This window comes from Corynebacterium silvaticum (genome assembly GCF_004382825.2).
GTDB lineage: Bacteria > Actinomycetota > Actinomycetes > Mycobacteriales > Mycobacteriaceae > Corynebacterium > Corynebacterium silvaticum.
Window position 1 is genome coordinate 204,696 of sequence record NZ_SDQO02000003.1, and the last position, 26,340, is coordinate 231,035.

The following is a 26,340-nucleotide window of genomic DNA, read 5'->3' on the forward strand; positions in this document are numbered from 1 at the left end:
TTCCTACGGCGCTGAACAAAATCTACCTATACAGCGGAAACGCTCAGTGTGTGTTTTTGAACTAGGTTCCGCAGCTCGGCCATAGCTTGCCTATAGCGCACTCAAAATTAGCCCGCTTCACCTATTTACACTTTTAGCACCTTTAGCTTAGTATTTACTTAGGTTTGTAAGTGAACTCCGACACTTACAAACCGCCATACTTTCACCGGCGGTGTTGCGCTCATGTCCCCCACAGACCCCAGAAAAAGGAAAGACGCGGCACTATGAAACTGAAACCAGTTTCATAGTGCCGCGCGCTGGGATAGTAGCCCACAGCAAGGATTACTATACCCCACTTCCGCCAATTTATCCCTCAACGTCCAAATTTACTTTGGAACGAGTTTGCGTAGCGGTGGTCATAATCGTGTTCGCTTCAACATCCGTTAATGCTTTTTCTGCAGCTAGTTCAGCATTTACACGATCAACGAATCCCGAAATCTCTTCTTCAACGCGCGCGTCGTCCCACCCTAAATATGGGGCAATGCGTCGCGCCACGCCATCCACAGCACCCACGCCTCGGTCCGCGTATTCCATGCCCACACGCAACCGACGCAGCAGCACATCTTCCACATGCAAGGCCCCCTCGTCGGTGACTGCGTACAGCACCTCAGCCCAGCAATAGCCCTCGGCCCCCTCCACAGGAGTGAGCAACTGCGGGTCTTCCAACCCTGGGGCTAGCACGCGTTCGCACAACGAGCCATATCGGCCCAGGAGGTGGGTTATTAGCTGCTCGTCCACACCATACTTAGCCGCCAGCATCGGCGCCTGATTAACCAACGCATGGTATCCGTCCGCGCCCACGATAGGAGTGCGTTCAGTCACTGAATCCGGAGCCTTGATCTTGGATTCCTTGAGAGCCACGTCTACCGCATCTTTACCGATCACCCGGTACGTGGTGTACTTTCCGCCAGCCACGGAAACCAATCCCGGGGTCACCACAGCCACGGCGTGGTTACGCGAGAGATTCGTCGTAGCGTCAGACTTACCGCTGAGCAGCGGGCGCAATCCGGAGAAGACACCCACGATGTCGTCATACCCCAGCTGCCTGCTTACGCGCTGATTAACCTGAGACAGCACATAATCAATATCGGCACGCGTGGGAGCTGGGTCCGGCTTGGATAGATGCTGATCCCAGTCAGTGTCTGTGGTACCGATGATCCAATAGTTGCCCCACGGAATCACAAACAGCACTGACTTCTCGGTAACAAAGCACAGCGCTGCGTCAGCGTCGAGCTTGTCCTTCTCCACCACGATATGAATACCCTTGGAGGCATGCACAGAGAACTTGCCCTGCGCACCGGCAAGTTTTTCTACCTCGTCATTCCACACGCCCGTGGCGTTGATGAACACCTTGCCGCGGACTGTCGTCACCGCACCGGTATCGGTATCGCGCACCTGCGCTGCAACTATCCGGCCGGAAGCGTCTTTATCAAAGCCCACCACCTGGGTCGATGGACGAACCACCGCGCCATAGTGCGCCGCCGTACGCAGCACCATCATGGTGTGGCGAGCATCGTCAACAAGGGTGTCGTAATAACGGACACCACCAACGATGGCATCGTTACGCAGCCCCGGTGCGACTTTTAACACACCTCCGCGCGTGAGGTGTTTTTGCATGGGCACGCTCTTCGCCCCACCCATAAGGTCATAGAGGGTGAATCCGCCGAACATCATCACGCGCTCCCAGAGGCGGTGCGTCAGCGGGAAGATGAATTTTAGAGGCTTGACCAGGTGCGGCGCCAGGACAGACATATTGAGTTCGCGCTCGTGGAGGGACTCTGCGACGAGTTTGAAGTCCAGCATCGCAAGGTATCGCAAGCCTCCGTGGAACATTTTCGACGATCGCGAGGATGTGCCGGCAGCAAAGTCGCGGGTTTCCACCACGGCAGTACGCAGTCCTCGTGTTGCAGCATCGAGCGCCGCGCCAGCACCCACGGAGCCGCCACCAATGATGACAACGTCGAAGTCTTCTGATCCGAAACGATCCCAGGCCTGATCAAAAACCTGAGGATTAAATGACATGCTCATACCGATCAATGCTCCTTCTCTGGCTTGCCTTGAGAACAAACCACTAGCGCACCGCGATGGAAAGTAGCTCTTAACACACGCCGCGTTCCCCCCGCTGGTGCTTGTAGTTAATGCCTTATGGTCCCCATACTAGGTATGTCTCCGTATCACTGTTTTGAAAATAACGTGATTGCGAACACCAAATTTTTTTCCAACGCTTCTACCAGCATTTATACAAAAAATAAAATATACGCTAGCGTAGGTTTTTTGTTTTAAATCACGCTGAGCAAAGAAAAATAGGGCCCCATCCTGGGCCTCAAAAGTCAAAAAGCAAAAAATAGAAGGTAGCCATAATGACCACCTTCTATCCCCTGCAGAGCAGATACGCACCGCCTTGTTCCCAACCTCTTATGCAAATGCCGAAGACGCCCCTCGCGCCGACCCCTCAAGAGGTGTGACCTGCCCTTACGAGTGCACATAGGAAACACCCATTAGGTAAGGACAGGCCAAACCATAGGTCAGGCAGGTTGCATAGTGCGGTTAGGCCGGCACTTTTGATCTGCCCAAGAAGAACTATAGCTACAGTGTCAGAGATGCACAAGACACTTTCCAAAGTTTAATTAAAACTTTTCACCTGGAAATAAAATTATCCCTTTGAACAGCGCTTTCATGACATAACCGCCCAGGTACCCCCCACCCCCATAATGGTCTTTTTCGCCATAATTCCGGCGGTCAGTACAACCCCCGCCCACCGATCAGAGCCATTCCCACAGAAAAAATCCCGAGTAGTACTGCATGGAATTTCCAGTTAAACACCATGGATGCCACAAACTCGCGCAAAAAGGCCGTAGGAACGTAGTACAGAGCCGTAGGAGCGCCGTAGGACTCCCAGTCAACGCCCAGGCGTCGGGCAAGCGCCCCGGCCCGCATGGAGTGGTAGTTACTGGTCACTATTGCCACCTCAGCATCCGCGCCGAGCTCATCATCCATAAGGGCTTTACTAAAACGAATGTTTTCTTCTGTCGTCGTAGAACGATCCTCTGAGTAAATCGTGAACTCACCAGACGCATGTTTTTCAACATAACGCCGCATGGCCTCGGCTTCCGGGATCGGTTCATCCGGCCCCTGCCCGCCCGAGCACACAAATGTTTTTGCCCCTACCTCGCGGGCCAAATGAATCCCTCGATCAAGCCGCGACGCTAGCAGCGGCGTGACTATTTCGCCCCTGATTCCGCTTCCAAGCACAACCACCGCGTCATAGTGGGGAGCGCGCGGCCAGCGCCCATAGATCACCGCCTGAAGCGTATAAGCCGCAAGGTTGAAGCCCACGTACCCCACGACCCCGATGTACCAGACCGCCAATAAGAAGAAGACCTGAAAAATAGGCTTATTACCGAATACCTGACCACTGCTAAAAAACAGGCTGTTGCCAAAAACAAAGAAATAGACGAGCAGTGTTCCCAATCCAGCAAGCAGTGGTAGCGAATGCACCAGCGAGATCCCCTCGCGCTTCATCAAAAAGTAGCTATTCACCAGCATCGCAAACGCCATGCCGAACACTAATCCGATAACAAGCACGATCACGCCCAAACCAGCTAGAAGCCCCAAAGCTTGGTCGAACTCAAAAAGCACGTTGGTCAAAACGATCCAGAAAAAAGATGCTGACCAAAAGGATCATCCCACTATGCTGCCGCCTCCGGTCCTTTAACAACCGGTATACCGCCCACCCCAGCAACAATGCCCCCAGAACAAGGTACGTGATATTCAGAACCATGATGCCTCTCTGCATAAGCTTCTCGATGCCCACATAAACCCATGCAACGCATAGCAGGGCTTGCACACCACTATGACACAGACCATCCCCACCGTAGTTTTCCCCCACCACAGGCTTCCCCAGAAACCAAGCACTATTACTTGCTGCCACCACTACCGCAAAAAGAAAAAAGTGCTGGTCAGCTTTTAAAAAACTGACCAGCACTCTCCCAGCTAGTATATTGAGGGGGAATACTAGCTTTATATCAACTGGTTGCGATACCTCTACAGCATAACCCATAGTCCAACGGAGCGGTACTCGAATCGTTTTTACTAAGCCTAAGTACCCCCGAACCAATATCAAGGTTTTATAAACACAGGAAACTTGACGATTTTCCTCAAAATCATCAAGGCTCAAGAGTGCTTAAAATACCCCCACTACCTTGCCATGTATCGTCAAAATTGCATTATCCGAGACGGTAAACAGTTGATTCCTTTTACAAAAAGCCTGGCGTGTTTGCACAACACACCAGGCTTTAAAGCAATACTCTCCGCTATCGCTTTGTTTTAAATCGAGTCCTCATCGCACCAAATATTACTAGCGTTGCGCCTAAAAGAACGATAGGTACAACTCCATTACCACCAGTTCTCGGAAGATCTCCCACCATAACGTCAGCTACGGGGATTGTGATAACACCATCTTGATAGACAATTTTTTCCTGCAGCACTGGGAACGTATCTTTTTGCTCGGGGAAAACCAACTTGACCTTTCCGTCCTTATCGGATTCCACCCTTAATAAGATAGGTCGTGACAAAAGGCTGTATCCCTTAGGAGATTGGGTCTCCACCAAGAAGTATGACTTGCCCGGAGTAACCGTAGCTTCGCCCAAAACTCCTTTATCCGTAGTTACAATCTCTTTCCCCTCAGAAGACGGGGACAAAGAACCATCCGGACCAGCAACTGCTTCAAAAAGCTTAAAAGCAGCGTTTAGAGGCACATCTTGGCTCGATTCATTAAAATCAACTTTTTTAATCCGAATAGTGACGTCCTTGTTCTCACATTCCGCTGTGGAACTATTATTTCCAGAATTCGGATCATTCTCGTTACCAATAATTGACGCAGTATTTTCTACACAACCTGGAATTGATCCTGTAGGAACTTTAGCGCTGATTTCGACCCATGTAGATTGACCTGCGGGGAGGGGACCAAAAGTCGCCTGCAAATAGATCCGCTTCGGATCTATTTGGCTAGGACCTTGGTTAACAGATACCTGTACGTTCGGAGGCGTTTTTATCTTAAGATCTGTAAACCCTGCAGGGATCTCATCATTAACCAAGAAACCGGAGCTTCCGTTGGAAGCGCTCTTGTTAAAGACATCAATCCGCCAAGTCATTCTTCCAGCGGCTTGATCCTCACCAAGATAAGTTTTATTAACTTCTAGATCAACATCGATTGGGACTAACCCGTTACTCGTGCCATTAGTATTATAAGCAGCAGGAGTTGTGTTATCCAATGATACAAGTTCAAATGTGGGATTAGCTGAATCAGGATTTGTGACTTTGAGCTGTAAGACCGTACTTGAAGAACGGCTACTCGAAGTACCAAACCCTAAGTTTCCATTTCCATAGGTCCACGCTTTACCCCATTGATGCCCCGTAGGAATCGACTGACCAGAAGCTGTCTTATATCCAGTGATATCCCAGGTTTTAATGAAGCCAGTGCTCATATCAATTCGTTCTAGAACAACTCGGCCGCTGGCTGCCCATCCATTTTTTATGCCCCAGGCATAATTTCCCTGTGAAAGAGCAGACGAAAGTATGGCGTAATCCTCAGACCTAGCACAATAATTTTGCTCGTCTTTTCCACAGGTTGTTGCTGTATTTCCTGTGGAAGTTGCGACTCGTTTAGCAATATCAACTTTGTACAGATGTCCACTTCCGGACAAAGAACCATTGGTAACCCAATACTCATTGTTACGGTCAAAGAAACCTACGTTCACTCCGCCCCACAGGTCATTTGGCCATGGGCGATTGTATCCGCCGGAGATACCATAAGCAGGAGAATTCGGTGCTGTAATCTTCCCGAGGTTATGCACTGCACCGGTTAACGGATCAATCTGAAGAAGATGCCCCGCCGGGAAGCATGGGTCTTCAAGAGTCACTATTTGCAGGCGTTTCTTCCCCGTAGCAGTTGTTCCAGCCTCTACAAAGTGGTATCCCACTCGGCCTTGAGAAACAGCATATAACCAATTGTCACTTGTATTGTACGCAAGTGCGTTAATTACCCAGTCGGTTTGTTCTCCGATTTTTTAAACGACGTGCCCGCGCTCTCCTGATAATAAAGTTGGGAGAAGTTACGAGACTGACTATTAGGAGTACTTGCGGTTACATAAACGGTATTACCACGAGCTTTTTCTTCTTCAGTCAAAACGCGTGCAGGTTTCCGAGCAACCGAACGCGATTCGTTTCCGTTCCAAGGCATTGCCAAACCGCGATCATCAATTGGGCGATCTATCTCGCTACATACAGTAGGCATAGGTGCTTCTTTGCCCACGCCGAGGAAGGTGATATTATAATCAGTATAAGTAGTGCCGTATCTTGCGGTATCCGGAATAACAACACTAACTCCTTCAAGCTTACGTAACGGTGCTTCAGGAGTGAGAGTTAGTGTAAGCGTCCGCTCGTTGATTTCAGTGGTAAAGCCAGTTCCATTAGTGCGGCTTCCAAAAGAAGCTTGCAACAATATCTTTGGATCCGAAGGATCCGGAAGCGGAACTCCGTCTGGAATACGTACAACGACTTTAGAAAGAGATCCTTGCTCCGATGGGTTTGCGCTAATACGCAGCTGATTTCTAGCTGTCACTTTGCAAAGCAAGTATGGCTCTTTGGCCAAAGGATACAACCCAGAGTTGCCCTCTTTTTGGTCTGGCTCTGTGTTCGTATTTTTTGGTGTCCACAAGGTTAGAGAACCAGTAGCTTGCTGGTTTCCAACCCAGCGGCCCGCTGCTTCCACACGGCTGCCCACAGGAATATCTCGAAGAGTTTTGAATGTAAAGAAGACGGTATCGCTGTCTACTCTTAAATCATATTGCGAGGGATCTACAAGCTGGCCTGCATTTTTTAGAGACCAACCTTCGGTGCCTGTAAAACCAGGAACTTCTACCTGTACTTTTATCTCTTTGGTTAGCTCAGCTCCTTGCTTTTCTGTAGAGATAGTTAGTATCTCTGAGTTCAAAGAAGCTACAGAGTTACCGCTACCTATTGTTTGAAGATCTGGTGTAGGCGATACCTCAGGCAAAGAAGAACTGCCTGCATTAGTAACTGTTCCATAAAGTTGAACTCCACCAGGATTTCCACTGATGTACCCGGTACTACCAGGAATTTGAGAATAAATACCGCTTGAGCCCTTCAAACGCATAGTTATTTTTTGACCTTGAACTACGCTCTGTGGGATAGAGAGTTGTGCTGTAAGCGTATACGCGCCGTTCCCCGCATTCACCGGAAACGTCTCAATGGATTTCCCATCTACTAATATTTCGAGAGTAGTAATTCCATTCGGGATCGGCCCATCAAGCGCTAGACCTACTTTTTCAAGCCGAGCTTGAGGCTCTCCCACAAATACATCAAAATCCGCATAGCTCTGCCCACTGCTAGCAGGCACTTTAGTGGTAGCTTGTGTCCCCTTCAGATTACCCGGCGCCATAGGGGTCTCTGTAGTTTGAGAAGGGGCCTGTAAGGCAAGTGGGGCGACACTCCGTGGCTGAATGGTTGGTACGAGGGTCGACGTCGCGTCCCCGACAGTCCCTAGTATTTACGCACTCCAACCAGAATCTTTCACAGAGCCGATTACTTGAACTTCAACACTGGTTTCTGCGGAGACAGAAATTTCTGCGAATGTGGCAGTAAGAGAATATGGTGCAGTTGCGCCAGCGCTCCAATCGACGTTAGGTACTTTTACGCCATTTATAAACAGAGCTAATTGTGTGGCATCCGTACTAAATGCTGTTTCTTGCTCGGCTGCTGAGACTGTTACCGATTCAATTACTGCGTCCTCCAGTATGGGAACCTGTATCTTTCTTGAATAATTCAAATTATCCACAGAAGAAACCGATACAGAACCTGTGGAGATACTTTCTTGAGCTCGCGCCAATGGTGCAAAGTTAATTACCGTTATTCCTGCTAATAAACCAAGCATTATAGAAACAGTCACCATGAAACGTAAACGCAAAAATGCATTCTTGCTCACCAGTTTTTCTCCTAAGGCTTTATTATGTGATGAGGGCATACGACCGTTGGTCCCAATCCAATGCATTATTTCCCCTCCGTCTTTTTACGACGCGCCAAGATCAACAATGTGAATCCACCTAGAATCAGCACTGAAGCAGCCATAACCAGTCCTAAAACTGCGGCTCCAGTCATAGCCAAAGGCTCTGCAAGCTTCCCTGGAGCAGGCGAAGGCGAACTTGGCGAAAAGGTAGGGGCAGGCGGCGATGGTGGTGTATTCGTTGGGATGTTAGGAACTGGTGGGAGAATATGAGGCTCAAACTTAGCTATAAGCAAAACATCATAATTCCACTTATCATTTTGTCCTGAAGTCGGGATAACAACTACCATCTCTTGCGGCTTTGGATAGTAAAAAGAAGAGTCAGTGGGAGGCTGCGCAACCACCAGACATGCACCAGGCTTGAGTCCCGGAAAAGCAGCAATACCTTCGTTATCTGTTGTCGCAGTATATTTTTCTACAACAGCTAACTTTTTCGCATTTTTTACAGAAAGTTCTGCTGCTTTTTTATATCCCTCAATAGTATTAATCGGATCAGTATCTAATAAGCTGATCTCAATTTTATAGTTGGAGACTGAACAGTGAGGTTTATGACTCCGTAAGTCAGTGTCATATTTATCTACTAGCGGGATCTTAATTTTCAGGTTAACCAATCTATCTAGCTCGATTGTTGTTGGATCCTGACTATCATTAAAGCCAGTAATGGCAGCAGCAGCTTTCGGAACGTAACTTGAAGCAATTGGGGAAAAGCCAGTGTGCTCAGTGACATAAGTGAAACAGCAACATAGACAACTGAACTGCGTAGGATATGCGATTTCAAAATATTTAGTCTTTCTTATTTTCCAGCGCTTCAGCGTCGTGATTTCGCTGCTTCAACAGCCACCAAGCCAAACCAATAGAACAAATAATGAATGCGGCGATTAATACATACATCCACCATTGCCAGATCATTCCTTGACTTTTTCCAGTTGTAGAGTCTCAGAATTCGTAATGGGTACTTGATATCCTCGGACAAGAAGACGGTGAGTATTGATCCCATAGGGAGTGCAAGTAATCAATGTGACATAGTCTTTTCCCGCAACAGGGACAAGATGCTCAGTCTTATTCGGTAAAACAATTTCAATCTGATCAACTATGTATTTAATTTTGTGACCAGCGATTTGGATGAAGAAAGCATCCCCTTGCTTTACGTTTTTAAGATTGTCAAACAAAGTCGCATTCGGAAGGCCTGTATGCCCTGTTAACACCGAATGCGTTCCTGATCCTCCAACAGGAAGATCCGAACCAAAAAGATGACCTACCCCTTTTTGTAGAGTTTCGTCAGACGTTCCATGGTAAATCGGGAGGTCCGCTTTCATGCTAGGAATGACGAGACGCCCCATAGCATCTTGCGAATTGATCTGTTTTAGATAAGCATTAAAATCTTTATTGTCGGCAGTAATTCTGCCAATCCATGGGTCGAAAATAGGACCAGTAGTCCGCCCCTCATTATATTTATGAGCGCGCTCCCACTCTTCGTCTTTAATTTCTTGCGGTACCGATTTTTGAAGCTGGGAATACTCCTGCGCAGCCTTAAGTTGTCCCCAGTTGTTCATTTGCGTAGAAACAACTGGATATATCATGACGATAAGCCCCACGATCATCAATGCCACAGGTATGAAGACATTTTTCTTTCGAATGCGGGGTTGCTTTGAACCTAACGGTACCGTGTCTACATTAACCACGTTTGTTCCCAATCGTTTAGCAGACTCATGTTCAAGGCTGCGCAGGAAAACTACCGTAGAAACCCAGAATATCTATCTGGGAAAATACGGAATCAACACTTATACTTTTAGAAACCACTGATCGACATAACAAGCACTGCGACCAGCGAAAATCTAGCCGACCTTAGTTCCCTAAGGTCGGCGTCACAACCAAAAATTAGTTATTTTGGCTGGAGTTACGGCGTGCAAACCATGCACCAGCTGCGACAATCGCTGCACCTATTGCAGCCAAAATGCCAACACCAGCACCACCAGTTAGAGGAAGCTGCGGAGTGGTGTCATCGATGTTTACGACTTCACCATCAACATCTCCAACCTTGACAGAAGCAAGCTTGTACTCACGATTTTCGGGGGTTGCACCTGATTCCGCTTTAAGCTGGAATGGGATGGCTTTCGACAGGAGCTCTTTCCCCTTGGGCGCTTTTGTTTCTACTATGCAGTAAGTGCTTGGCGGGATCGACCACAGCATTATCTGCAAAATCGTTTACATGTAGTCCAGTGATCAGAACTTTTCCGTCTTCCCCAGAAGTGAAAAATTGAGAAACTTTTCCGTTCTGAAGTCCTTTCACAGAGGAAGCTTCAATACTCTTGGTATCTTTTACATTCACATCTTCACAAGTTTCGCTAGCCGAACGAATAAGCCTAAACTCAGCTCCGGATAGCCCCCGTGTTCCTTATCCACTTTCTTGAACTGCACGCCACCCCAATAAGTGCGAACTGTAGGCGTTGGAGTTCCTGTCGTATCCTGCTGGCCTCCTGGCTTATTCTGATATACGGTAGCTGAGTTTTCTACTTTCAAGTCCTCGATAGAACTTAGAACTTTAGTCGTAATTGTTACAGAAACCTTCGCACCTGTAACAAGCTGAGACAATCCCTTAGCAGTCAACTTAACGTGGACATTATTCTCCGTAAAAGTTGGGTTTTCATAGCTGTCTTTGTCAAGCTCAACGTCTCCCAAGAAAACTTTTACATCCGTGACTTGAAGCTTTTTATCAACCTGGTCAGCAATCTCAAATTGAGTTAACTTTTCGCCTTCTGCCAACCGACGTACGGTTCCAGAAACTGTATAAACTACTGTGTCATCAGCGTTTTGGTCTTTATCTTCTACTGCTTTACTTGGCTTTTCTTCTTTGAAGTTTTTAGGGAAAGCATGTACGTCATAATTCCACTTAACGCCTTGATTGTCTCCTGAATTTCCTTCAGTCATTGGAACATACGCAACAAAAGGAATCGCAGGAGTAGGAGTATATCCTTGCAGTGGGCCTGTCTCTACTACAAGGTAAGCCCCCAGCGGAAGGTCTGATAGAACTATTTTTCCATCGCGTGTTGTTTCTTTTTTGATCTGGGTTACTTTGCCAGAATCAACAACGCCTGCGGTTACATAATCAGCGGCTGTCTTTTTAGCTGCCGCTGCAATTCCACCATTTGTTGTCAAATCAATATCTTTTATTTTATAGATAGTAAACTCCACGCCATCGAGCTTTTCTCCACTAATACTTTCCGCATCTTTGATGGTTCCAGTGGGTGTTCCAAGGCGTTCCAGGTCGGCATACTTATGAATGGTTAGCATACCCTTTAAATTCGGGTTCACTAGAGGGGAATCCGAAGCTGTGGCAGCAGCAGCCACAGGCTCTTCCGCAAAAGCAGCCGGCATAGAGAGGGAAAGTGAGAGGCCGGCAATCGCAGCAACAGCCGCAGTACGCGTGGTACGAGAGAACTTATTCAAGACGATGTCTTCCTTAGATTGAGAGCGAACACTTTTGCTCGCAGACACTGCGAATTTGAGCAAATTGTCGAGACCATACCTTTCTATTTTTTAATAGATAAGTTCTGCTCACAGCGTTTTTCATCAAGAAACGCACATTTGCTAATCGCGTAATGGCATCTTAAGCACTCATCCAGAGACAAAAGAAGCGCATTACCCAATTCGCATGTGCCACAGTCGCAGATAGGTGACATCGCAACAAATCGGAAAAATTTTCCCGATTTGAGCACCACCAAGCAGATATGCAAAAAATTAGAGAGAGTCAGAAAATCCCTGAAAGATAGCTGTCCAAAAGAATGTTCCACACCCGAAAGGTTAGGTTTTTTCCGAATTGGGATACAGCAAAAGCATGCTCCCCCCCCCGCCAAAGCAAAGCTTTTTAGGGTAAAACTTCTCAAATTGGCAAAATTTTGACATTTTAGTGACTTTAAACACTGGTAAAGGGGGCGTTTTCCAAAAGGAATCCACCCCCCTAGGTATAAAAAATTCCTAACAATATCCTCCCGCCCAGACCCTAAAGCTTCGCATTTTCCGAGATCAGATGCGAAAAATTTCACTAAATGTGCCGTTTTTAAAAATGTTTATTTTTCAATACGACATGTTTAGCCGCATGGCAACCACACTTCTGAAACAACCACACCAGCAACTCATATTATCCACCCCCTAAATTAAGCATTAAAATACATTTCATATAGATAATCTATATATTGAGGGTTTTGTTTAGTTCGTTGTTGCACAAGCACGCCTTCCCCATATTGTCCGGTTTCTTTATTTCATCGTTTAGCCCTAAGTTGAGTAGAAACATTGCTGCCACGATTATTTCGAATTGGCTTCAGCCCCAAGAGAGCTACTTCATGAACCAAAAGCTGGACACAACTTCCACTAACACCCCACCTCGAAAAAGAGGAAATGCAGCACTAGCTGTACTTATCATTCTTGTTGGACTGGGAGTGCTCCTTTATCCTGTCATCGCGACGCAATGGAATAACATCATCCAGCAGCAAGCTGCAGACGCTTATTCCAAGTTAGAAAAGAGTGTTCCGGCAGAAGTTCTTGATACTGCTTGGGAAGAAGCCCACCGTTATAACGCTGAGCGATCCCAAGGCCCAATCCTGGATGCGTGGGCCTCGCGTAGGGCAAAGGATAACGAGCCCTACCAGGAATACCTTCATAAACTCCATGAAACCGACGCCATGGGACGCATCATTATCCCTTCCATTAAGTCGGATTTACCTATTTACCACGGAACTTCTGAGGAGTCGTTGCAGCGTGGCGTTGGCCATCTGTTCGGAACCGACTTACCGGTGGGAGGCGCTGATCGGTACTCTGTGCTTTCTGCACATACCGGACTGCAGAACGCTACTTTGTGGGACAACCTCAACAAGGTCAAAGAGGGCGACGCCTTTTATATCGCTGTTGCTGGACACAAACTTAAGTATCAAGTTGACCGCATAAGTGTAGTTCTGCCTGAGGAGACAGACGCGCTCCAAAGGGCTGAGGGACAAGACATCATCACTTTGGTCACGTGTACGCCGTACGGGATCAACACGCATCGTCTTCTAGTTCATGGGCATCAAGTACCCATGGATCCGCAGGAAGAAAAGGTTTTTGAAGACGGTTCAGGAATGAACATGCAGTGGTAGATGTGGGCAATTCTTGCAGCTGCCGTGCTCATCATTCTCTTGCTCATCGTTTGGTGGCGCAAAAACTTTAGCAAGTAGATAGAAATGACATTTGTCATGCTCTTTTATGCATCAAATAATAAGTTCGATGACAAAACATATGGTGTGAAATTTAGAGCTTTGGCAATGTTCACTGCATGAGCGAACTGCAGAATACACCTGTCGTGAGTGTCGAGAAGCTTACGCGCTGTTATGGAAAAAACAACACTAAGTACCAGGCCGTACGGGGTGTAGACTTCCACGTTTATAGTGGTGAAGTTTATGGGCTCCTCGGCACTAACGGCGCAGGAAAAACCTCTACTTTGGAAGTCGTCGAAGGATTGGCCCCAGCGACTTCCGGGACCGTGCGCGTGTTTGGAAAAGATCCTTACATAAACCGAGCTGAAGTGTGTCCGCACATGGGTATTATGCTCCAATCAGGTGGCTTACCCGCTCAGCTCACAGTTGGAGAAACCATCAAAATGTGGGCAGGTACTTGCTCTCAGCCTCAAGATCCCAACAGTGTCTTATCCGATGTGGAGTTATCTCACCGCAAAGAGATCAAAGTTGGAGTTCTCTCAGGAGGTGAACAGCGCAGGCTTGATCTAGCATGTGCTTTATTAGGCAATCCATCTTTGCTCTTCCTAGATGAGCCGACTTCGTGCCTCGATCCAGAATCACGCCATAATGTGTGGAATTTGTTGCTCAAACTGAAAGAGCGCGGCGTAACGATGATATTAACTACGCATTATCTAATAGAAGCTGAGACATTATGTGACCGCATCGGGATCATGAATGTTGGGAAAATAGCGTGCGAAGGCACACTACCGCAGCTCACCAACACCGTATCTGCAGAAATTTCTTTCAGGACTCAGCAACAACCACCCGAGATCCCAGACACCACCCTTTTGTCGAAGCTAAATCATCACACTATCTTCACCAATTATCTTCAGAAGGATACCCATAAGATTCTCCAATGGGTTAGTAAAAATCGTATCGAGTTACAAGATTTTTCTGCTTATCCTGCCTCTTTAGAGAAGGTATTCCTCAACATTGCGGGTACTGGCAGCCCTGATTAGTCAAAACTAGCCCATTCCATACAAAGGAAAACAATGAGCAATAACATACCTTTATCAGTGAACCCTGCCCATCTTATTCCACCACGTGGCAGCTCAAGATGGAGACGATACAAAGCCCTCGCACAAGCAGAAATACGTCAGTATTTACGAAATAAAACCCTGCTGTTCATGGCAGTGGTCTTCCCTATAGGCGTCGGATTTTTGATGCAGTTTTTAGGGAGTGGTGATACCCCAACGCGCATTAAAACAGCAATTTCTATGGAAGTTTTCTTTCTCATCACTCTAATGTTCGTGCAATTTTACGCAGTTCTATCAATGACTACCACCCGCAGAGACGAACGTGTTCTCAAGCGATTACGTACAGGCGAGACACAAACTCCTGAAATTTTAGCCGCGCTAGCTACTCCCGGCGCGATTATATCTCTATCGCTTACGGGACTAATGCTAATAATGTTGATTTGGTATACCAATGCCGTTCCCTACACAGTATTTATATTATTCATTGCTATAAATCTTGGCATCGTCATTTCCACAGCTTTTGCGCTATTAACCAGCGCGATCACATCTACCGCAGAAGCAGCTCAGCTGACGTCACTACCTGTCATGGTCCTCGCGATGTTATCGCAATCGTCACTTCGTGCAGCTATGCCCAACGAGTTCAAGATGTTCTAGGACAAACCCCCTTCGCATTGATTAGTGATATAGCTTTTACAGAGTGGACTGGCACCCCTTTCAAAACCATATCCGAGCTCTCGGGCAAAGAAAGTCTTTCTTTACTCGACGCATTCAATACGTCTCTATCCTCAATCGGCGCACTCCTGATATGGGCGTTGTTCCTTACGTGGGCTGCATTCCGGTATATGAGCTGGGAAACGAACCGCTAAATAACGCGCGGCCAGTTTGAAAATATGTGTAGGTTATTCAAAATGAGTGAAAGCGATAAGTTTTCAATTTATGTGCGGGGCTCTATGCACATATGTCTCGTTATCCTTGCAGTGTTCTGTATGAAAACTGCAATTTGGTGGAACTCGCTCAACCAATATTTAAGCTCCTTTGATTTAGGTTCACTACCACCCGCACTCTTCTTTATCGCAAACGTGTCTTGCGCTGCAGTCGTAATCGAACGGACCCCTGCGCTTCGTACCAGTGTTGCTCGGCCACTTTCGCAAGTGCTTCCACTTTCTCTAGCAATAAACATAATCACGTTATGTATCAGCACTGCTGCAATAAGAATTACCGCAATATCACAATCGCTGTCTGATGATTCTTTACGCACATACGCAGGAGTTTCATTAGTCGCTTTATCGTGTTTCTCATTCGCTATTGCCATTAATTTAGCTCAACCAATGCGGTACACGCTAGTGTTTGGGGTGCTCACGGCAGTGTACATCAAACACCCCACTTTTGAGCATCAGAGCTATATTGTTGTTTTTGCTCTGGTGCTTGTTGCTGGGAGCAAAGCCACAGCATGGTCTACTCAAATCGTGAAGCAGCTCAATCGGACACGTGAGCTTGAGTCGCAACTCCGAGTCCATGAAGAGCGCCTACGCTTTGCACAGGAGCTTCACGATAGTTTAGGGCAGCGCATTGCTGCGTTGTCTCTTAAAACTCAAATTGCTCTAGCTTTGTATAAGAAAGATGAGCATAAAGTATCCGCTGAACTACACGAATTAGAAAAATTGATTCAGTTAATGCGGGAAGATTTACATCAGGTAGTTACTGGGTACCGAACCTTATGCCCTGAGGAGGAACTAAATTCAGCACTCTCTTTGTTTAAATCCACAAAAGCTCTCGTTCATGTTAGAGGAAAATGCAGTCTCATTCCCCCGCACTGCAGGCAAATAGCTGCATGATTTATCAAGGAATCCACTACCAATATCATGAAGCACTCTGTTGCTACGAAGATTCAATTTGAAATCTCACCGATGTCGATCACCATAACTAACAATGGAGTCTCAAAACACATGGGTGCATTTGGCGGCATAGAGTCGTTGCAAGAACGCGCAAGCAAAATCCACGGTCAGATTCGTCTCAGCCACCAAGGTTCCGTTTTCACTGCAGCCCTCTTTTGGAAGGATACAAAAGCATGATCACACTGGTCATTGTGGATGATGAACAACTTATTGCTTCATCATTAGCAACGCTTCTCAGCCTCGAAGAAGACCTTGATGTCATCCATACTTTTTCTTCTGCAGAAGACGTACTCAGTTGGTGGAAGAAAACTCAAGCGATGCATGCGCCACTTCCAGATGTATTAGTCACTGATTTACAGCTCGGAGGCATCGATGGCGTGGAACTCGCCAAAAACATCAATAAGCTTTCACCCCAAACGGCTCTAGTCATCGTGACAAGCCACTCACGCCCTTACCAACTTAAAAGAGCCCTCGCTTCTGGAGTGCAAGGGTTTTTACCTAAGACTGCGACCGCAAAAGAATTTGCTGATACGGTTCGCTCCGTCTACTCAGGAAAACGGTATATCAACCCTGAATTAGCTGCAATGACTATTACCGCAGCAGATAGTCCGCTAACAGAACGTGAAACCGAAGTTATCGAAGCCGCAGGAAAAGGCGGATCTATAGAAAGCATCGCCGAGGAAGTCTTCCTTGCCCCTGGAACAACAAGAAATTACTTATCCTCGGCGATGTCTAAACTGGGTGCCCACAATAGATTTGAGGCACACCTTAGGGCTCGCGAAGCCGGTTGGATTTAGCCCTTCGCCAGCTCCAAAGCCCCGCCGCCATCGGCCACATCCACGTGCACGGTGTCGCCGTCGCGGATCTCACCTGCCAGCAGCTTCTTGGCCAGCTGGTCGCCAATCGCCTGTTGGATCAGGCGGCGTAGTGGCCGCGCGCCATAGGCCGGCTCGTAACCGCGTTCAGCCAGCCACAGTTTGGCAGCATCCGAGACGTCCAGAGTGAGGCGACGCGCAGAAAGGCGGTGTGCCAGCTGAGCGATCTGGATGTACACGATGTGGGTCAGCTGCTCTTCTGAGAGTGGATCAAAAATCACCACGTCGTCCAAGCGGTTAACAAATTCTGGTTTAAAGGCCCGCTTCACCGCATCCATCATCTGCTCGCGGGTGCCACCGGCGCCCAGGTTAGAGGTGAGGATGAGGACGGTGTTTCGGAAATCGACGGTGCGACCTTGGCCGTCGGTAAGCCTGCCCTCGTCGAGTACCTGCAGCAGGATGTCAAAGACGTCGGGATGAGCCTTCTCCACCTCGTCGAAAAGCACTACCGTGTAGGGACGCCGGCGCACGGCCTCGGTGAGCTGGCCGCCCTGATCGTAACCAACATATCCGGGAGGGGCACCAACCAGCCGAGCCACGGAGTGCTTCTCCCCGTACTCAGACATATCGATGCGCACCATCGCACGTTCATCATCAAACATGAACTCAGCCAAAGCCTTGGCCAGCTCCGTCTTACCCACACCTGTAGGGCCGAGGAAGAGGAACGAACCAGTCGGACGATTCGGATCAGCCACACCAGTGCGCGCACGACGCACCGCGTCAGATACCGCCTCCACGGCCTCCAGCTGACCCACCACTCGGCTGCCCAGCTCGGATTCCATGCGCAAAAGCTTCTCAGTCTCGCCTTGGAGCATCTTGCCCGCGGGGATACCAGTCCAGGCAGACACGACGTCCGCAATGGTGTCCGGGGTGACTTCCTCCGAGAGCATAGTGGTGTCAGTGGTATGAGACTCAGCCTCAGCCACCTGCTTTTCCAGCTCCGGGATTCGGCCATAGCGCAGCTCAGCTACCTTGCCATAGTCGCCCTCGCGCTCGGCGATCTCGGACTCAGAACGCAGGTGTTCCAATTCCTCCTTGGCCTCGCGCACCTTATCTATTGCAGACTTCTCATTATTCCAGCGGGCTTTGAGTTCACCGAGCTTCTCGCGCTCGTCGGCAAGCTCCTGGCGCAACTTCTCCAAGCGCTGCTGCGAAGCTGCGTCCGTCTCCTTGCCCAGCGCGACCTCTTCAATCTCCAAACGCCGCACGATACGCTCTAGCTCGTCGATCTCCTGCGGGGAAGAATCGATCTCCATGCGCAGCCGGCTAGCGGCCTCATCGACCAGGTCGATCGCCTTATCCGGCAAGAAACGCGACGTGATATAGCGATCCGAGAGGGTAGCCGCAGCAACCAATGCAGAATCCTGAATGCGCACGCCATGATGCACCTCATAGCGCTCTTTGAGTCCGCGCAAGATACCGATAGCGTCCTCCACGGACGGCTCACCGACAAAGACCTGCTGGAAACGACGCTCCAAAGCGGCATCCTTCTCGATGTACTTGCGATACTCATCGAGGGTCGTGGCACCCACCAAGCGCAGCTCGCCACGAGCCAACAGCGGCTTGATCATATTGCCGGCATCCATAGCGGAGTCGCCGGTAGCGCCCGCGCCAACAATGGTGTGAAGCTCATCAATAAAGGTAATGACTTCGCCCTCTGCTGCCTTGATCTCATCAAGCACAGCCTTGAGGCGCTCCTCAAACTCGCCACGGTACTTAGCACCAGCGACCATCGAACCAAGGTCAAGGCTAATTAGGGTCTTCCCCTTCAAAGATTCTGGCACATCGCCGGCGACGATACGGCGAGCCAAGCCTTCTACAATCGCGGTCTTACCCACGCCCGGCTCACCAATAAGAACCGGATTATTCTTGGTGCGGCGGCTCAGCACCTGGACCACACGACGAATCTCCGAGTCACGCCCAATAACAGGGTCGATCTTCCCCTCACGAGCGCGAGCCGTAAGGTCAGTGGAATACTTCTCCAAAGCCTGGAACTGCCCCTCAGGGTCTTGGCTAGTCACCTTCTTGCTTCCTCTCACAGATGGAAACACACCTTTAATAACGTCATAGGTAGCGCCTCGCTTAGTCAGCAGTTCCGCAGCGTCGGACTTACCCCGAGCAATCGCAGCGAGCAGCACCTCAGTGGACACATACTCATCGCCTAATTCGCCAGCCAGCTCCTGCGCAGCGGTCAGCGCGTTCAAAGCCTCGCGGTTAAAGTTGGGATTTGCCATCCCGGAGCCCTCAGCCTTGGGATACCCTGCCACAAGCGCATTGGCCTCCTGAGCCGCCACCTGCGGATCCACGCCTGTAGCGCGCAGGACCGGCACTGCAATGCCGTCCTCCTGGCCTAAGATCGCCGCGAGTAAATGCGCTGGGCGAATATCCGGGTTGCCCAGGGACGAGGCCTGCTGCAGCGCGACCTGCAAGGCCTCCTGCGTTTTAGTTGTTGGATTGAATGAACTCATATTTTTCCTTTCATGGACCTTATGTTCTGTAACCACCGCCTATCGCCCACATCGGAGCTTTGTCGGTGCGTTGTGAATCTCTAGTCATTTACTCCAACGTACACAAAGTTGAGTTTGTTCCACTCAAGTCAAAATTTTTTGAGCCGGGGCGACTCAACTTTCCATGGATGGATATCCCCCACCCACGCCTCTTCCCATAAAACCTCAACTATCTTTGTATTCATGACCTCTCACACGCCTCATCTCCCGCCACTCAACGCCGACCCCACGAGCCAAGCCTTTGCTGTTCGTGGAATGTTTAAGCAATTCGGCCCAAAAGTTGCAGTGGATAATCTCAGCCTGGACGTTCCTTACGGCAGCATCTTCGGCCTGGTTGGCCCCAATGGTGCCGGCAAGACAACGTTGATTAGCCTCGCCACAGGCCTCCTACGCCCCGACGCCGGCCAAGCATGGATAGCCGGCAGCGATATGTGGGCCAATGACATCGCGGCTAAGCAAAAATGGGGCTGCTTGCCGACGGCATCCCCGTCTTCGACCGCCTCAGCGGCCCGGAGTATCTCGAATTCCTCGGCGGCCTGCGTAACATGGATCCCGAGGTGATCGCAACCCGATCTGCGGAATTGCTCCAGACTCTAGGCCTTAAAGACGCCGGCGATACCCCAATCACGGATTACTCCGCCGGCATGACCAAGAAAATCCTGCTGGCAGGTGCGCTGCTCCACGCGCCAAAGCTGCTCATCCTAGACGAGCCACTAGAAGCCGTAGACCCCGCTTCTGGACGCACAATCCAGCGAATCCTGCGAAACTTTGCCGCCAACGGCGGAACCGTCATCTTGTCCTCACACGTGATGGAGCTTGTAGAAGGCCTCTGCGATCACCTAGCAATTATTGACCACGGCCGTGTGCTCACCATGGGCAGCGTCGACGAGGTTCGGCAAGGAACCAGCCTGGTGGACGCGTTCATCGATTTCGTGGGTGGGGATGCTGTATCTTCCGACTCACTCGACTGGCTCAAGAGTGGGGAGTAAGCCCCATGACATCGACATTAGTGCGGCTACACCGCAAACTACACTCGCGCCTTTTTAAGAAAAATCCCACGGCCATCATGATGCTCATCCTGGTCAGCATCTACGCTCTCGGCGGATTGGCAGGCACCTCCCTCCTCCTAGTCGTAGCAATCGAAGCCCAAAGCTGGAGCGCCCTACCGCTCATCCTCGGGATAGGATGCCTAGGCTATTTAGTGATCGAATCGGCCATCCCGAGCGGCGAAAACCAGATCGACGTGCGCACGCTAGCCTCTCCCCTCGAGGCAAAGCAGATCCTGCCGGCGCTCGCCATTATCCCCTTGCTCACCTCCCGAGGTGTCCTCGCATTAATCTGCGCTGTGGTGACGGCGGTCGTCGGCACGCTTATGCTTCCGGGAGCATGGGGACTGCTATGGAGCGTCGCGACGCTCATCAATACCGCCGCAGCCATCCTCCTCCTAGCCGAACTACTCAAGGCGGCAATCAGCGGAGCCAGTCGCGCCAATAACGATAAGAAAAACATGATAGGCGTGGTTGTGGTATTGCTCATTATCCTGGGGTTCAACCAAATACGCTGGGACAATGTCTCCCCGGAGACTCTATCCCCTGCCGGAGAAGTTCTCGGCTGGCTTCCCATCGCATCCGCCGGAGGCGCTGTTGCCTCACTGCTTGCTGGATCTGCGTGGTGGATCGTCGCAGCAAAAATTCTGATCACCGTGGCAACATTTGCGGTAGGAATACTGAGTTGGAAGGCACTGGTTTCCGGACATCTCAAGAACCCCAACGGCACCTCACAGGCCTCAGCAAAACCCGCCAAGGCCAAAAAGGATAAGGGGCAGCAGACCCTGCTTGTGCCCGGCGCGCCCCACACCGCCGGCGGATACATCTACTCCCGCGCAATTCGGTACTACCGACGCGACAGCCGACTCCTCGGGACGCTCATCATACTTCCGGTCATGATCGCTTTCTTCCTCTTCAAGGCCCTGACCGGCCAGCCTGAGTTGCTCTACATATCCATTTTTATCCTCGCTTTACTGTGCGGCATGTCCGCAGCCAATGATTTTGGTTACGACGGCTCCGGCATTTGGTCGATTATTGTCTCCGGAACACCCGTCAAAACATGGATACGCGCACGCCACCTCGCAGCCATTACCCCACCAATGATTTTCTACATCTTTACTGCGGTTTTGAGCCTTATCCTCGCCCCGGATACACCACTCGCATTACTTGCTTTCATTGCCAGCCTGGGCGCATTCCTTAGCTCGGCAGCGATCGGACTGCTTTTCACCTCTTTCAACGCATTCCCCACAGCCCCTCCCGGCACCAACCCATGGACCGATAAATCCGGCTACTCAGGTGCCGCCATGCTCAGCAGCTTCGGCTCCCTGATAGGCGTGTGGTTCCCGCTAGCACCTGGCGCGATTCCGCTGTTCATCGGATACCTCAACTCCTCCCAGACACTCATGATTATCGGGGCGATTCTCGTCATTGCCGTCCCGGCAGCCGTCTACTATGCAGTGCAGGTGCTGTGCATTAGACGCGTAGAGAAGAACATTCCAGAGCTATTTAACAAAGTCGTACACTGGGTGAGCTAAACACCCAATCCCCCCAAGGCTGTTGCTCATTGCGAGTAGCAGCCTTTCTTCATGCTCGCACAAACATGAAATTGTCCTTTGTCCCACAAAGCTATATATTTACTCCGTTCACAGCGAACGCTAAGTTAACCATTCCCTGTGGCACTGTATAGCGCTCGCGTGTTTTTTATTCACATCCCCATAATTTCTCGGAAGGCCCTCGTGAAAAAACTCATCGCCCCCATGCTGACCTGTGCAATCATCAGCTCCGTCTTTGTTCCTCCTGTCGCTCAAGCACAGGAGGAACATCTGGAAGACATTCTACTCTCCGGGGAAGAGCTGGACACCGAACGCAAAGAGCTGCAGGAAAAGATCGAAGAGCTACTTAAGAAAGAATCCACAGATAAGAGCGAATCTAATGAGCTCCTTTCCAAACTTTCAAAACTCGTTGACAGGTACCAGAAATTTGGAAGCACCTACGAGGCGTACACCGAAACACTTTCAAAAGACATCGAAGACTACCGCACCGAGGTAGAGGCCCAGCAAAGCCGACTCGACGGGTATCACCGGGTAATTCCTAGCTTTGAAGCTGATTACAAGGAGGTCGCCGACGAGCGCGATCTGGCACAAAAGCCCGCTAATGAACTTGAGGTCGCACTACTAGAGGCCGAGGAAAAGCTAGAGGCAGCAGAAACCAAAAACCAAGCCCTCCAAACTCAACGCCAAGAGATTTCTGACCTCATCGACAAGGTTCAAAGCTTAGGAACCACCCCAGATGAGGCGCTAAAGGAAATCAAGGCCAAGTTCCAGGAGACCAACTATCTCCAGGAAGGCTTTGCCAACAAACTGTAAAAGCTCACAGGAGAGAAAGATCAACTAGCCAAAGAAGCTAAGCGACTTCAGGGCCGCACCGAAACCCTCACCACCGAGAATAATTCCCTCCGCACCAATTTGGGGATTTTCAAGGCACTCACAGGACTCTTCGGAGCACTTTCCGCAATCGCAGCAACCGTTGGACTAGGAGCATTCCTCAAACCATTCATCGATCGTTTCGTTCGATAGAGCACTTCACACAAGCCCGCTAGCTAAGAGGCACACCCTCACAGCTAGCGGGCTTCATTGCTTTTTATAAGAAAAATCCCTCTGGACGGGACATATCAAAGAAATACCTAATACCTATCTCCCCTAGCTAAGAGATATATTTTCAATTATCACAGCTAAAACTTAACAAAGTTTTTCATATTTTGAATATAAATATACTGTGCAGCACTTTTGATATATTAGAAATGCTAATTTAATCTCTACAAAGTCGCCGTCGAAACACAGCATTTTCACATATTTACGTAAGGTCACGGCGGAAATCCCCACCGAAAGGCTATACCCTCATCATGAAGAAGCTGCTGTCTTCTGCCCTCACCTGCGCTATCGCGGGTTCCCTCCTGGTTGCACCTGCTGCGCATGCAGATGACCAAAAAGATAGTACCCAGGTGCTACTTCGCATCGCCGAATCCACCAAAGGCAGTTTCAATCCCGAGACAAATAAATGGAGCTGTGTAAGCGAAGGGGAATATATTCCCCTCACCGAACCAAACTCTCGGGTAACTCTTACCGGATCAGGTCCGTGCACCCGCGAGGAGTACGAGACCTTACTTGATACAGCCCTCGATCACCTACAGGAAACAATCGATCAGATCGGCGATTTTGCCCAGCAAATTAACAATTTGGAAAAGAAGTTACAGGGCAGTGAGCAGGAAGTAGATCACCTCCACAAAAACCTGACAAACTCCCGCAACGAGCTGGACGCCACAAAATGGGAAAACCGCAAGCTATTAAACGCACTTGAGGGCAGCGAACAAGAGGTTGAGCATCTCCACAAGAACCTAAAGATTTCTCGTGATGATCTTAATGCCACAAAGCAGAAGAATCGCGAGCTTACTGCCGAAGTGAAAAAAGCCGAAGAAGCTATTGAAGAACTCGAAGCAAAGAACGTACTCACCGAAGCCAACCTAAAGAAGGTCAAAGCCGAGTTTGAGCAGGCAAAAACTAAACTAGCTGAGACAGAAGCTAAGGCAAAGGCCCTCTCCGATCGAGTAAACCAGCTCGAAGAAGAGGTCAAAAACCTCAAGGCCCGCAACGCCGAGCTTCAGCAGAAGAACGACGATCTTACTTCTAAAATCGATTCCCTCAACGATGAGAATGATTCCCTGAACAATGATCTCAGCACCTCTCTCGGTCTGAACATCTTCTTTGGAGTTCTCTCTGCTATCGCTGCGATTATCGGTATCGGCAGCTTCCTCAAGCCAGTCTTTGAGAAGTTCTTCCACCGTCGCTAAATCTTTCAAAGATTCGCACACGTAAAGGGTGGTCTTCACGTTCATGAGCGTGAAGACCACCCTTTGAGTTTTCTTCAGCAACAGGCACCAAAGAATCAAGCCATATAAAGCAACTAACTAGTCCCTCCCAAACACGGAAAGCCCGGTCACATCCACTGACCGGGCTTTCCCTTACCCTTTACGTATTACGCCAAAGGGTGGGCGTCGAGAAGCTAGGAATCCTAGCTCACAGGCGCGGGGTTAGGTTCCTCGGTGCGCTTGGGCAGCCAGCCGGAAAAGACCGGGATAGCCAGGATCGCCACGGCGAGCACCAGCGCAAATCCGCCCAGGCCAAACGCGAACCCGGAGAGGATCGCAATCGGCGCGAGGATGGTCATGCCGATCTCAAACGGCGCAAATCCCACATAAGCCACACCGTATTCATTGAGTGTTCCCGATTTCAGGTCAGGATCGACGATCTTGAGCAGCGCGATGCCGGTAGCCACAGCAGCGGTTGCCCAACCCCAGCTGAACACGCCGCGCTCAAGCCAAGACTCGCCGAAGAAGACCGGGGACATAACAAAGAAGAAGAAAACGCAGTAAACAATGCCAGCGATAAAGAGAATGATGAGCGGCACAAGGTAGCTTGCCACTGCCGACGGCACGATGGATGCGATACCAAAGGCGATCAGGAAGTCAGTCGCACCGCCCGAGACCGTCTTGACCGTCTGCTGATCCAGGTAACGCGGACGACGAATGACCTTGAGGAAGACCACGCCACAGATACCGGCAACAAAGGACAATGCGAACAGCGGGATGGAGATATTAGGGAAGAAGCTCTTAACGCCCTGCTGCGCAAGGTAAGCAAAGAGCACCGTCACAGAGATAAAGCCGATGTGCAGGGTCAGTGGCTCGATAGAGGAAGGGTTGGTTGTCGCGCGTCCGATGGAAGGCTGCTTTTCCACGTCCTCAATGTGACCACTGCGCAATTCCCACGGCAGTTCTTTAGGCAGTGTGTTGGTGCGACCAGTACGGATGCCCCAGTTGGCAAAGATGATTCCGCCGATGATCGCAGCAAGGGTGCCCACCGTTGCGGAGGTGAAGCCTAACGACGACGCAGCCTCCGCGCCGATGCTGTCCAGAGAGCCGCCCACTGCAGCCGCGGTGCCAAAGCCGCCGACAAAGCCGACCGGAAGCATCATGCCAAACCAGTCTTCAGTGCCAAAGAATGGCTTGAATACAAACAGGCCAAGAAGAATGAACAGACCCCACTGGCCCAGGAACATGCCGGTGGAGTACGACCACATGTTGCGGGCTTTCGAGGCATCGCGCGCGTCAAAGGTCATGGAATACGGCATCGCGGCGAAGACGATAGCGATCAGCAGAGTGGAGTAATCGCCCAAGCGATCCGAAAACTTCAGTATGCCTAGAACCTCAGGGCCAAGAAGCAAGCCAAGCAGACCAGCGGTGATAGGGGCCGGGATGAGAAGGTGACGGAACCATGCAAAATGCCTTCGCATAAACGTGCCAACGATCATCAAGATCGAGATAAACCCGACGTCTGTAAGCAAGCTATATGGCGTGTAGTCCATGGTTGTCCTTTTCTGTCTTTCCGCTTGTGATGCAGGCTTTTAGAGGGAGCCTCTCTTCGGCGCAGGTCATAGAAGTTACGTATTGAGTTCTCCATTCCCTTAGCACAAAGATCCAACAGAGGGCACACGGGACCTACAAACTTGGCAGGATTAACCATGAGACCGCTACTCAACCATGCTTCATGCAAAGGGTGTGGCGATGATTTTACTTTCCAAACTCTAGTAAGAAGGGT

18 protein-coding genes and 3 pseudogenes are annotated in these 26,340 nt (G+C 49.8%); 9 read left to right on the plus strand and 12 right to left on the minus strand.

Features of this window, described 5'->3' with window-relative positions; all coding sequences use genetic code 11:
* Positions 1–345 precede the first annotated feature (345 nt).
* The 10 genes and pseudogenes from ET810_RS09070 to ET810_RS09105 all read right to left on the minus strand — a co-directional run bounded on the left by ET810_RS09070 (position 346) and on the right by ET810_RS09105 (position 11,569).
* Complete coding sequence (locus ET810_RS09070; protein WP_087454611.1) at positions 346–2,067, minus strand: glycerol-3-phosphate dehydrogenase/oxidase; 1,722 nt, start codon at positions 2,065–2,067, stop codon at positions 346–348.
* 711 nt (positions 2,068–2,778) lie between these two features.
* Entirely contained in the window at positions 2,779–3,678 is a 900-nt protein-coding gene (locus ET810_RS09075) for a YdcF family protein (RefSeq protein ID WP_225870170.1), read from the minus strand.
* The gene (locus ET810_RS12790; protein ID WP_225870152.1) at positions 3,668–4,216 is read right to left on the minus strand and encodes a hypothetical protein; all 549 of its coding nucleotides are present in this window, start codon (positions 4,214–4,216) and stop codon (positions 3,668–3,670) included. The genes ET810_RS09075 and ET810_RS12790 overlap by 11 nt, the downstream gene beginning before the upstream one ends.
* Positions 4,217–4,352: 136 nt before the next feature.
* Positions 4,353–6,104 carry a DUF6923 family protein gene (locus ET810_RS09080; RefSeq protein ID WP_375167605.1) on the minus strand — a complete coding sequence of 584 codons (1,752 nt, stop codon included), beginning with the start codon at positions 6,102–6,104 and terminating at the stop codon, positions 4,353–4,355.
* Positions 6,080–7,501 carry a hypothetical protein gene (locus tag ET810_RS09085; RefSeq protein ID WP_134316208.1) on the minus strand — a complete coding sequence of 474 codons (1,422 nt, stop codon included), beginning with the start codon at positions 7,499–7,501 and terminating at the stop codon, positions 6,080–6,082. Before ET810_RS09085 ends, ET810_RS09080 begins: the two co-directional genes overlap by 25 nt.
* 108 nt (positions 7,502–7,609) lie before the next feature.
* Positions 7,610–8,044, minus strand: coding sequence for a hypothetical protein (locus tag ET810_RS09090; RefSeq protein ID WP_134316209.1), 435 nt, complete (start codon positions 8,042–8,044; stop codon positions 7,610–7,612).
* 65 nt (positions 8,045–8,109) lie between these two features.
* Positions 8,110–8,733 carry a hypothetical protein gene (locus tag ET810_RS09095; protein ID WP_087454617.1) on the minus strand — a complete coding sequence of 208 codons (624 nt, stop codon included), beginning with the start codon at positions 8,731–8,733 and terminating at the stop codon, positions 8,110–8,112.
* A 172-nt stretch (positions 8,734–8,905) separates the two neighbouring features.
* Positions 8,906–9,804, minus strand: a pseudogene (locus tag ET810_RS09100) (class C sortase).
* A gap of 196 nt (positions 9,805–10,000) precedes the next feature.
* Entirely contained in the window at positions 10,001–10,312 is a 312-nt protein-coding gene (locus ET810_RS12795) for an LPXTG cell wall anchor domain-containing protein (protein ID WP_225870153.1), read from the minus strand.
* A gap of 135 nt (positions 10,313–10,447) precedes the next feature.
* The gene (locus ET810_RS09105) at positions 10,448–11,569 is read right to left on the minus strand and encodes a SpaH/EbpB family LPXTG-anchored major pilin (protein WP_225870154.1); all 1,122 of its coding nucleotides are present in this window, start codon (positions 11,567–11,569) and stop codon (positions 10,448–10,450) included.
* 893 nt (positions 11,570–12,462) lie between these two features.
* Here ET810_RS09105 and ET810_RS09110 point away from each other — a divergent pair.
* From ET810_RS09110 to ET810_RS09130, 5 genes and pseudogenes are all read left to right on the plus strand, one after another.
* Positions 12,463–13,329, plus strand: a pseudogene (locus ET810_RS09110) (class C sortase).
* Positions 13,330–13,427: 98 nt separating this feature from the next.
* Complete coding sequence (locus ET810_RS09115; protein ID WP_134316210.1) at positions 13,428–14,348, plus strand: ABC transporter ATP-binding protein; 921 nt, start codon at positions 13,428–13,430, stop codon at positions 14,346–14,348.
* A 33-nt stretch (positions 14,349–14,381) separates the two neighbouring features.
* A complete protein-coding gene (locus ET810_RS09120) occupies positions 14,382–15,020 on the plus strand; it encodes an ABC transporter permease (RefSeq protein ID WP_225870155.1) in 639 nt (212 codons plus the stop codon).
* Between the two features lie 332 nt (positions 15,021–15,352).
* Positions 15,353–16,201 carry a sensor histidine kinase gene (locus ET810_RS09125; protein ID WP_166741045.1) on the plus strand — a complete coding sequence of 283 codons (849 nt, stop codon included), beginning with the start codon at positions 15,353–15,355 and terminating at the stop codon, positions 16,199–16,201.
* A 233-nt stretch (positions 16,202–16,434) separates the two neighbouring features.
* Positions 16,435–17,058: a response regulator transcription factor gene (locus ET810_RS09130; RefSeq protein ID WP_134316211.1), complete on the plus strand. Its 624-nt coding sequence runs from the start codon at positions 16,435–16,437 to the stop codon at positions 17,056–17,058.
* On the opposite strand, the gene clpB is transcribed toward ET810_RS09130, so the two are convergent.
* Positions 17,055–19,604, minus strand: a complete 2,550-nt coding sequence (gene clpB, locus ET810_RS09135; protein ID WP_134316212.1) for an ATP-dependent chaperone ClpB — start codon at positions 19,602–19,604, stop codon at positions 17,055–17,057. The two genes, ET810_RS09130 and clpB, sit on opposite strands and share 4 nt — an antisense overlap.
* A gap of 222 nt (positions 19,605–19,826) precedes the next feature.
* Here clpB and ET810_RS09140 point away from each other — a divergent pair.
* From ET810_RS09140 to ET810_RS09155, 4 genes and pseudogenes are all read left to right on the plus strand, one after another.
* Positions 19,827–20,632, plus strand: a pseudogene (locus tag ET810_RS09140) (ABC transporter ATP-binding protein).
* A gap of 5 nt (positions 20,633–20,637) precedes the next feature.
* Positions 20,638–22,224 (plus strand): transporter, encoded by a 1,587-nt coding sequence (locus tag ET810_RS09145; RefSeq protein ID WP_087454623.1) that lies wholly within the window; start codon positions 20,638–20,640, stop codon positions 22,222–22,224.
* A gap of 201 nt (positions 22,225–22,425) precedes the next feature.
* Positions 22,426–23,055 (plus strand): hypothetical protein, encoded by a 630-nt coding sequence (locus ET810_RS09150; protein ID WP_225870156.1) that lies wholly within the window; start codon positions 22,426–22,428, stop codon positions 23,053–23,055.
* Positions 23,056–23,591: 536 nt separating this feature from the next.
* Complete coding sequence (locus ET810_RS09155; RefSeq protein ID WP_087454624.1) at positions 23,592–24,536, plus strand: hypothetical protein; 945 nt, start codon at positions 23,592–23,594, stop codon at positions 24,534–24,536.
* Positions 24,537–24,757: 221 nt separating this feature from the next.
* Here ET810_RS09155 and ET810_RS09160 read toward each other — a convergent pair whose 3' ends face one another.
* The gene (locus ET810_RS09160) at positions 24,758–26,107 is read right to left on the minus strand and encodes a sodium/glutamate symporter (RefSeq protein ID WP_087454625.1); all 1,350 of its coding nucleotides are present in this window, start codon (positions 26,105–26,107) and stop codon (positions 24,758–24,760) included.
* Positions 26,108–26,340: the final 233 nt, after the last annotated feature.

Coding starts and splice junctions, on each gene's coding strand:
- ET810_RS09070 (WP_087454611.1), bottom strand. CDS start 2,067: ATGAGCATGTCATTTAATCCTCAGGTTTTTGATCAGGCCTGGGATCGT.
- ET810_RS09085 (WP_134316208.1), bottom strand. CDS start 7,501: ATGGCGCCGGGTAATCTGAAGGGGACACAAGCTACCACTAAAGTGCCT.
- ET810_RS12795 (WP_225870153.1), bottom strand. CDS start 10,312: ATGCTGTGGTCGATCCCGCCAAGCACTTACTGCATAGTAGAAACAAAA.
- ET810_RS09115 (WP_134316210.1), top strand. CDS start 13,428: ATGAGCGAACTGCAGAATACACCTGTCGTGAGTGTCGAGAAGCTTACG.
- ET810_RS09120 (WP_225870155.1), top strand. CDS start 14,382: ATGAGCAATAACATACCTTTATCAGTGAACCCTGCCCATCTTATTCCA.
- ET810_RS09125 (WP_166741045.1), top strand. CDS start 15,353: ATGAAAACTGCAATTTGGTGGAACTCGCTCAACCAATATTTAAGCTCC.
- ET810_RS09130 (WP_134316211.1), top strand. CDS start 16,435: ATGATCACACTGGTCATTGTGGATGATGAACAACTTATTGCTTCATCA.
- clpB (WP_134316212.1), bottom strand. CDS start 19,604: ATGAGTTCATTCAATCCAACAACTAAAACGCAGGAGGCCTTGCAGGTC.
- ET810_RS09145 (WP_087454623.1), top strand. CDS start 20,638: ATGACATCGACATTAGTGCGGCTACACCGCAAACTACACTCGCGCCTT.
- ET810_RS09155 (WP_087454624.1), top strand. CDS start 23,592: ATGAAGAAGCTGCTGTCTTCTGCCCTCACCTGCGCTATCGCGGGTTCC.
- ET810_RS09160 (WP_087454625.1), bottom strand. CDS start 26,107: ATGGACTACACGCCATATAGCTTGCTTACAGACGTCGGGTTTATCTCG.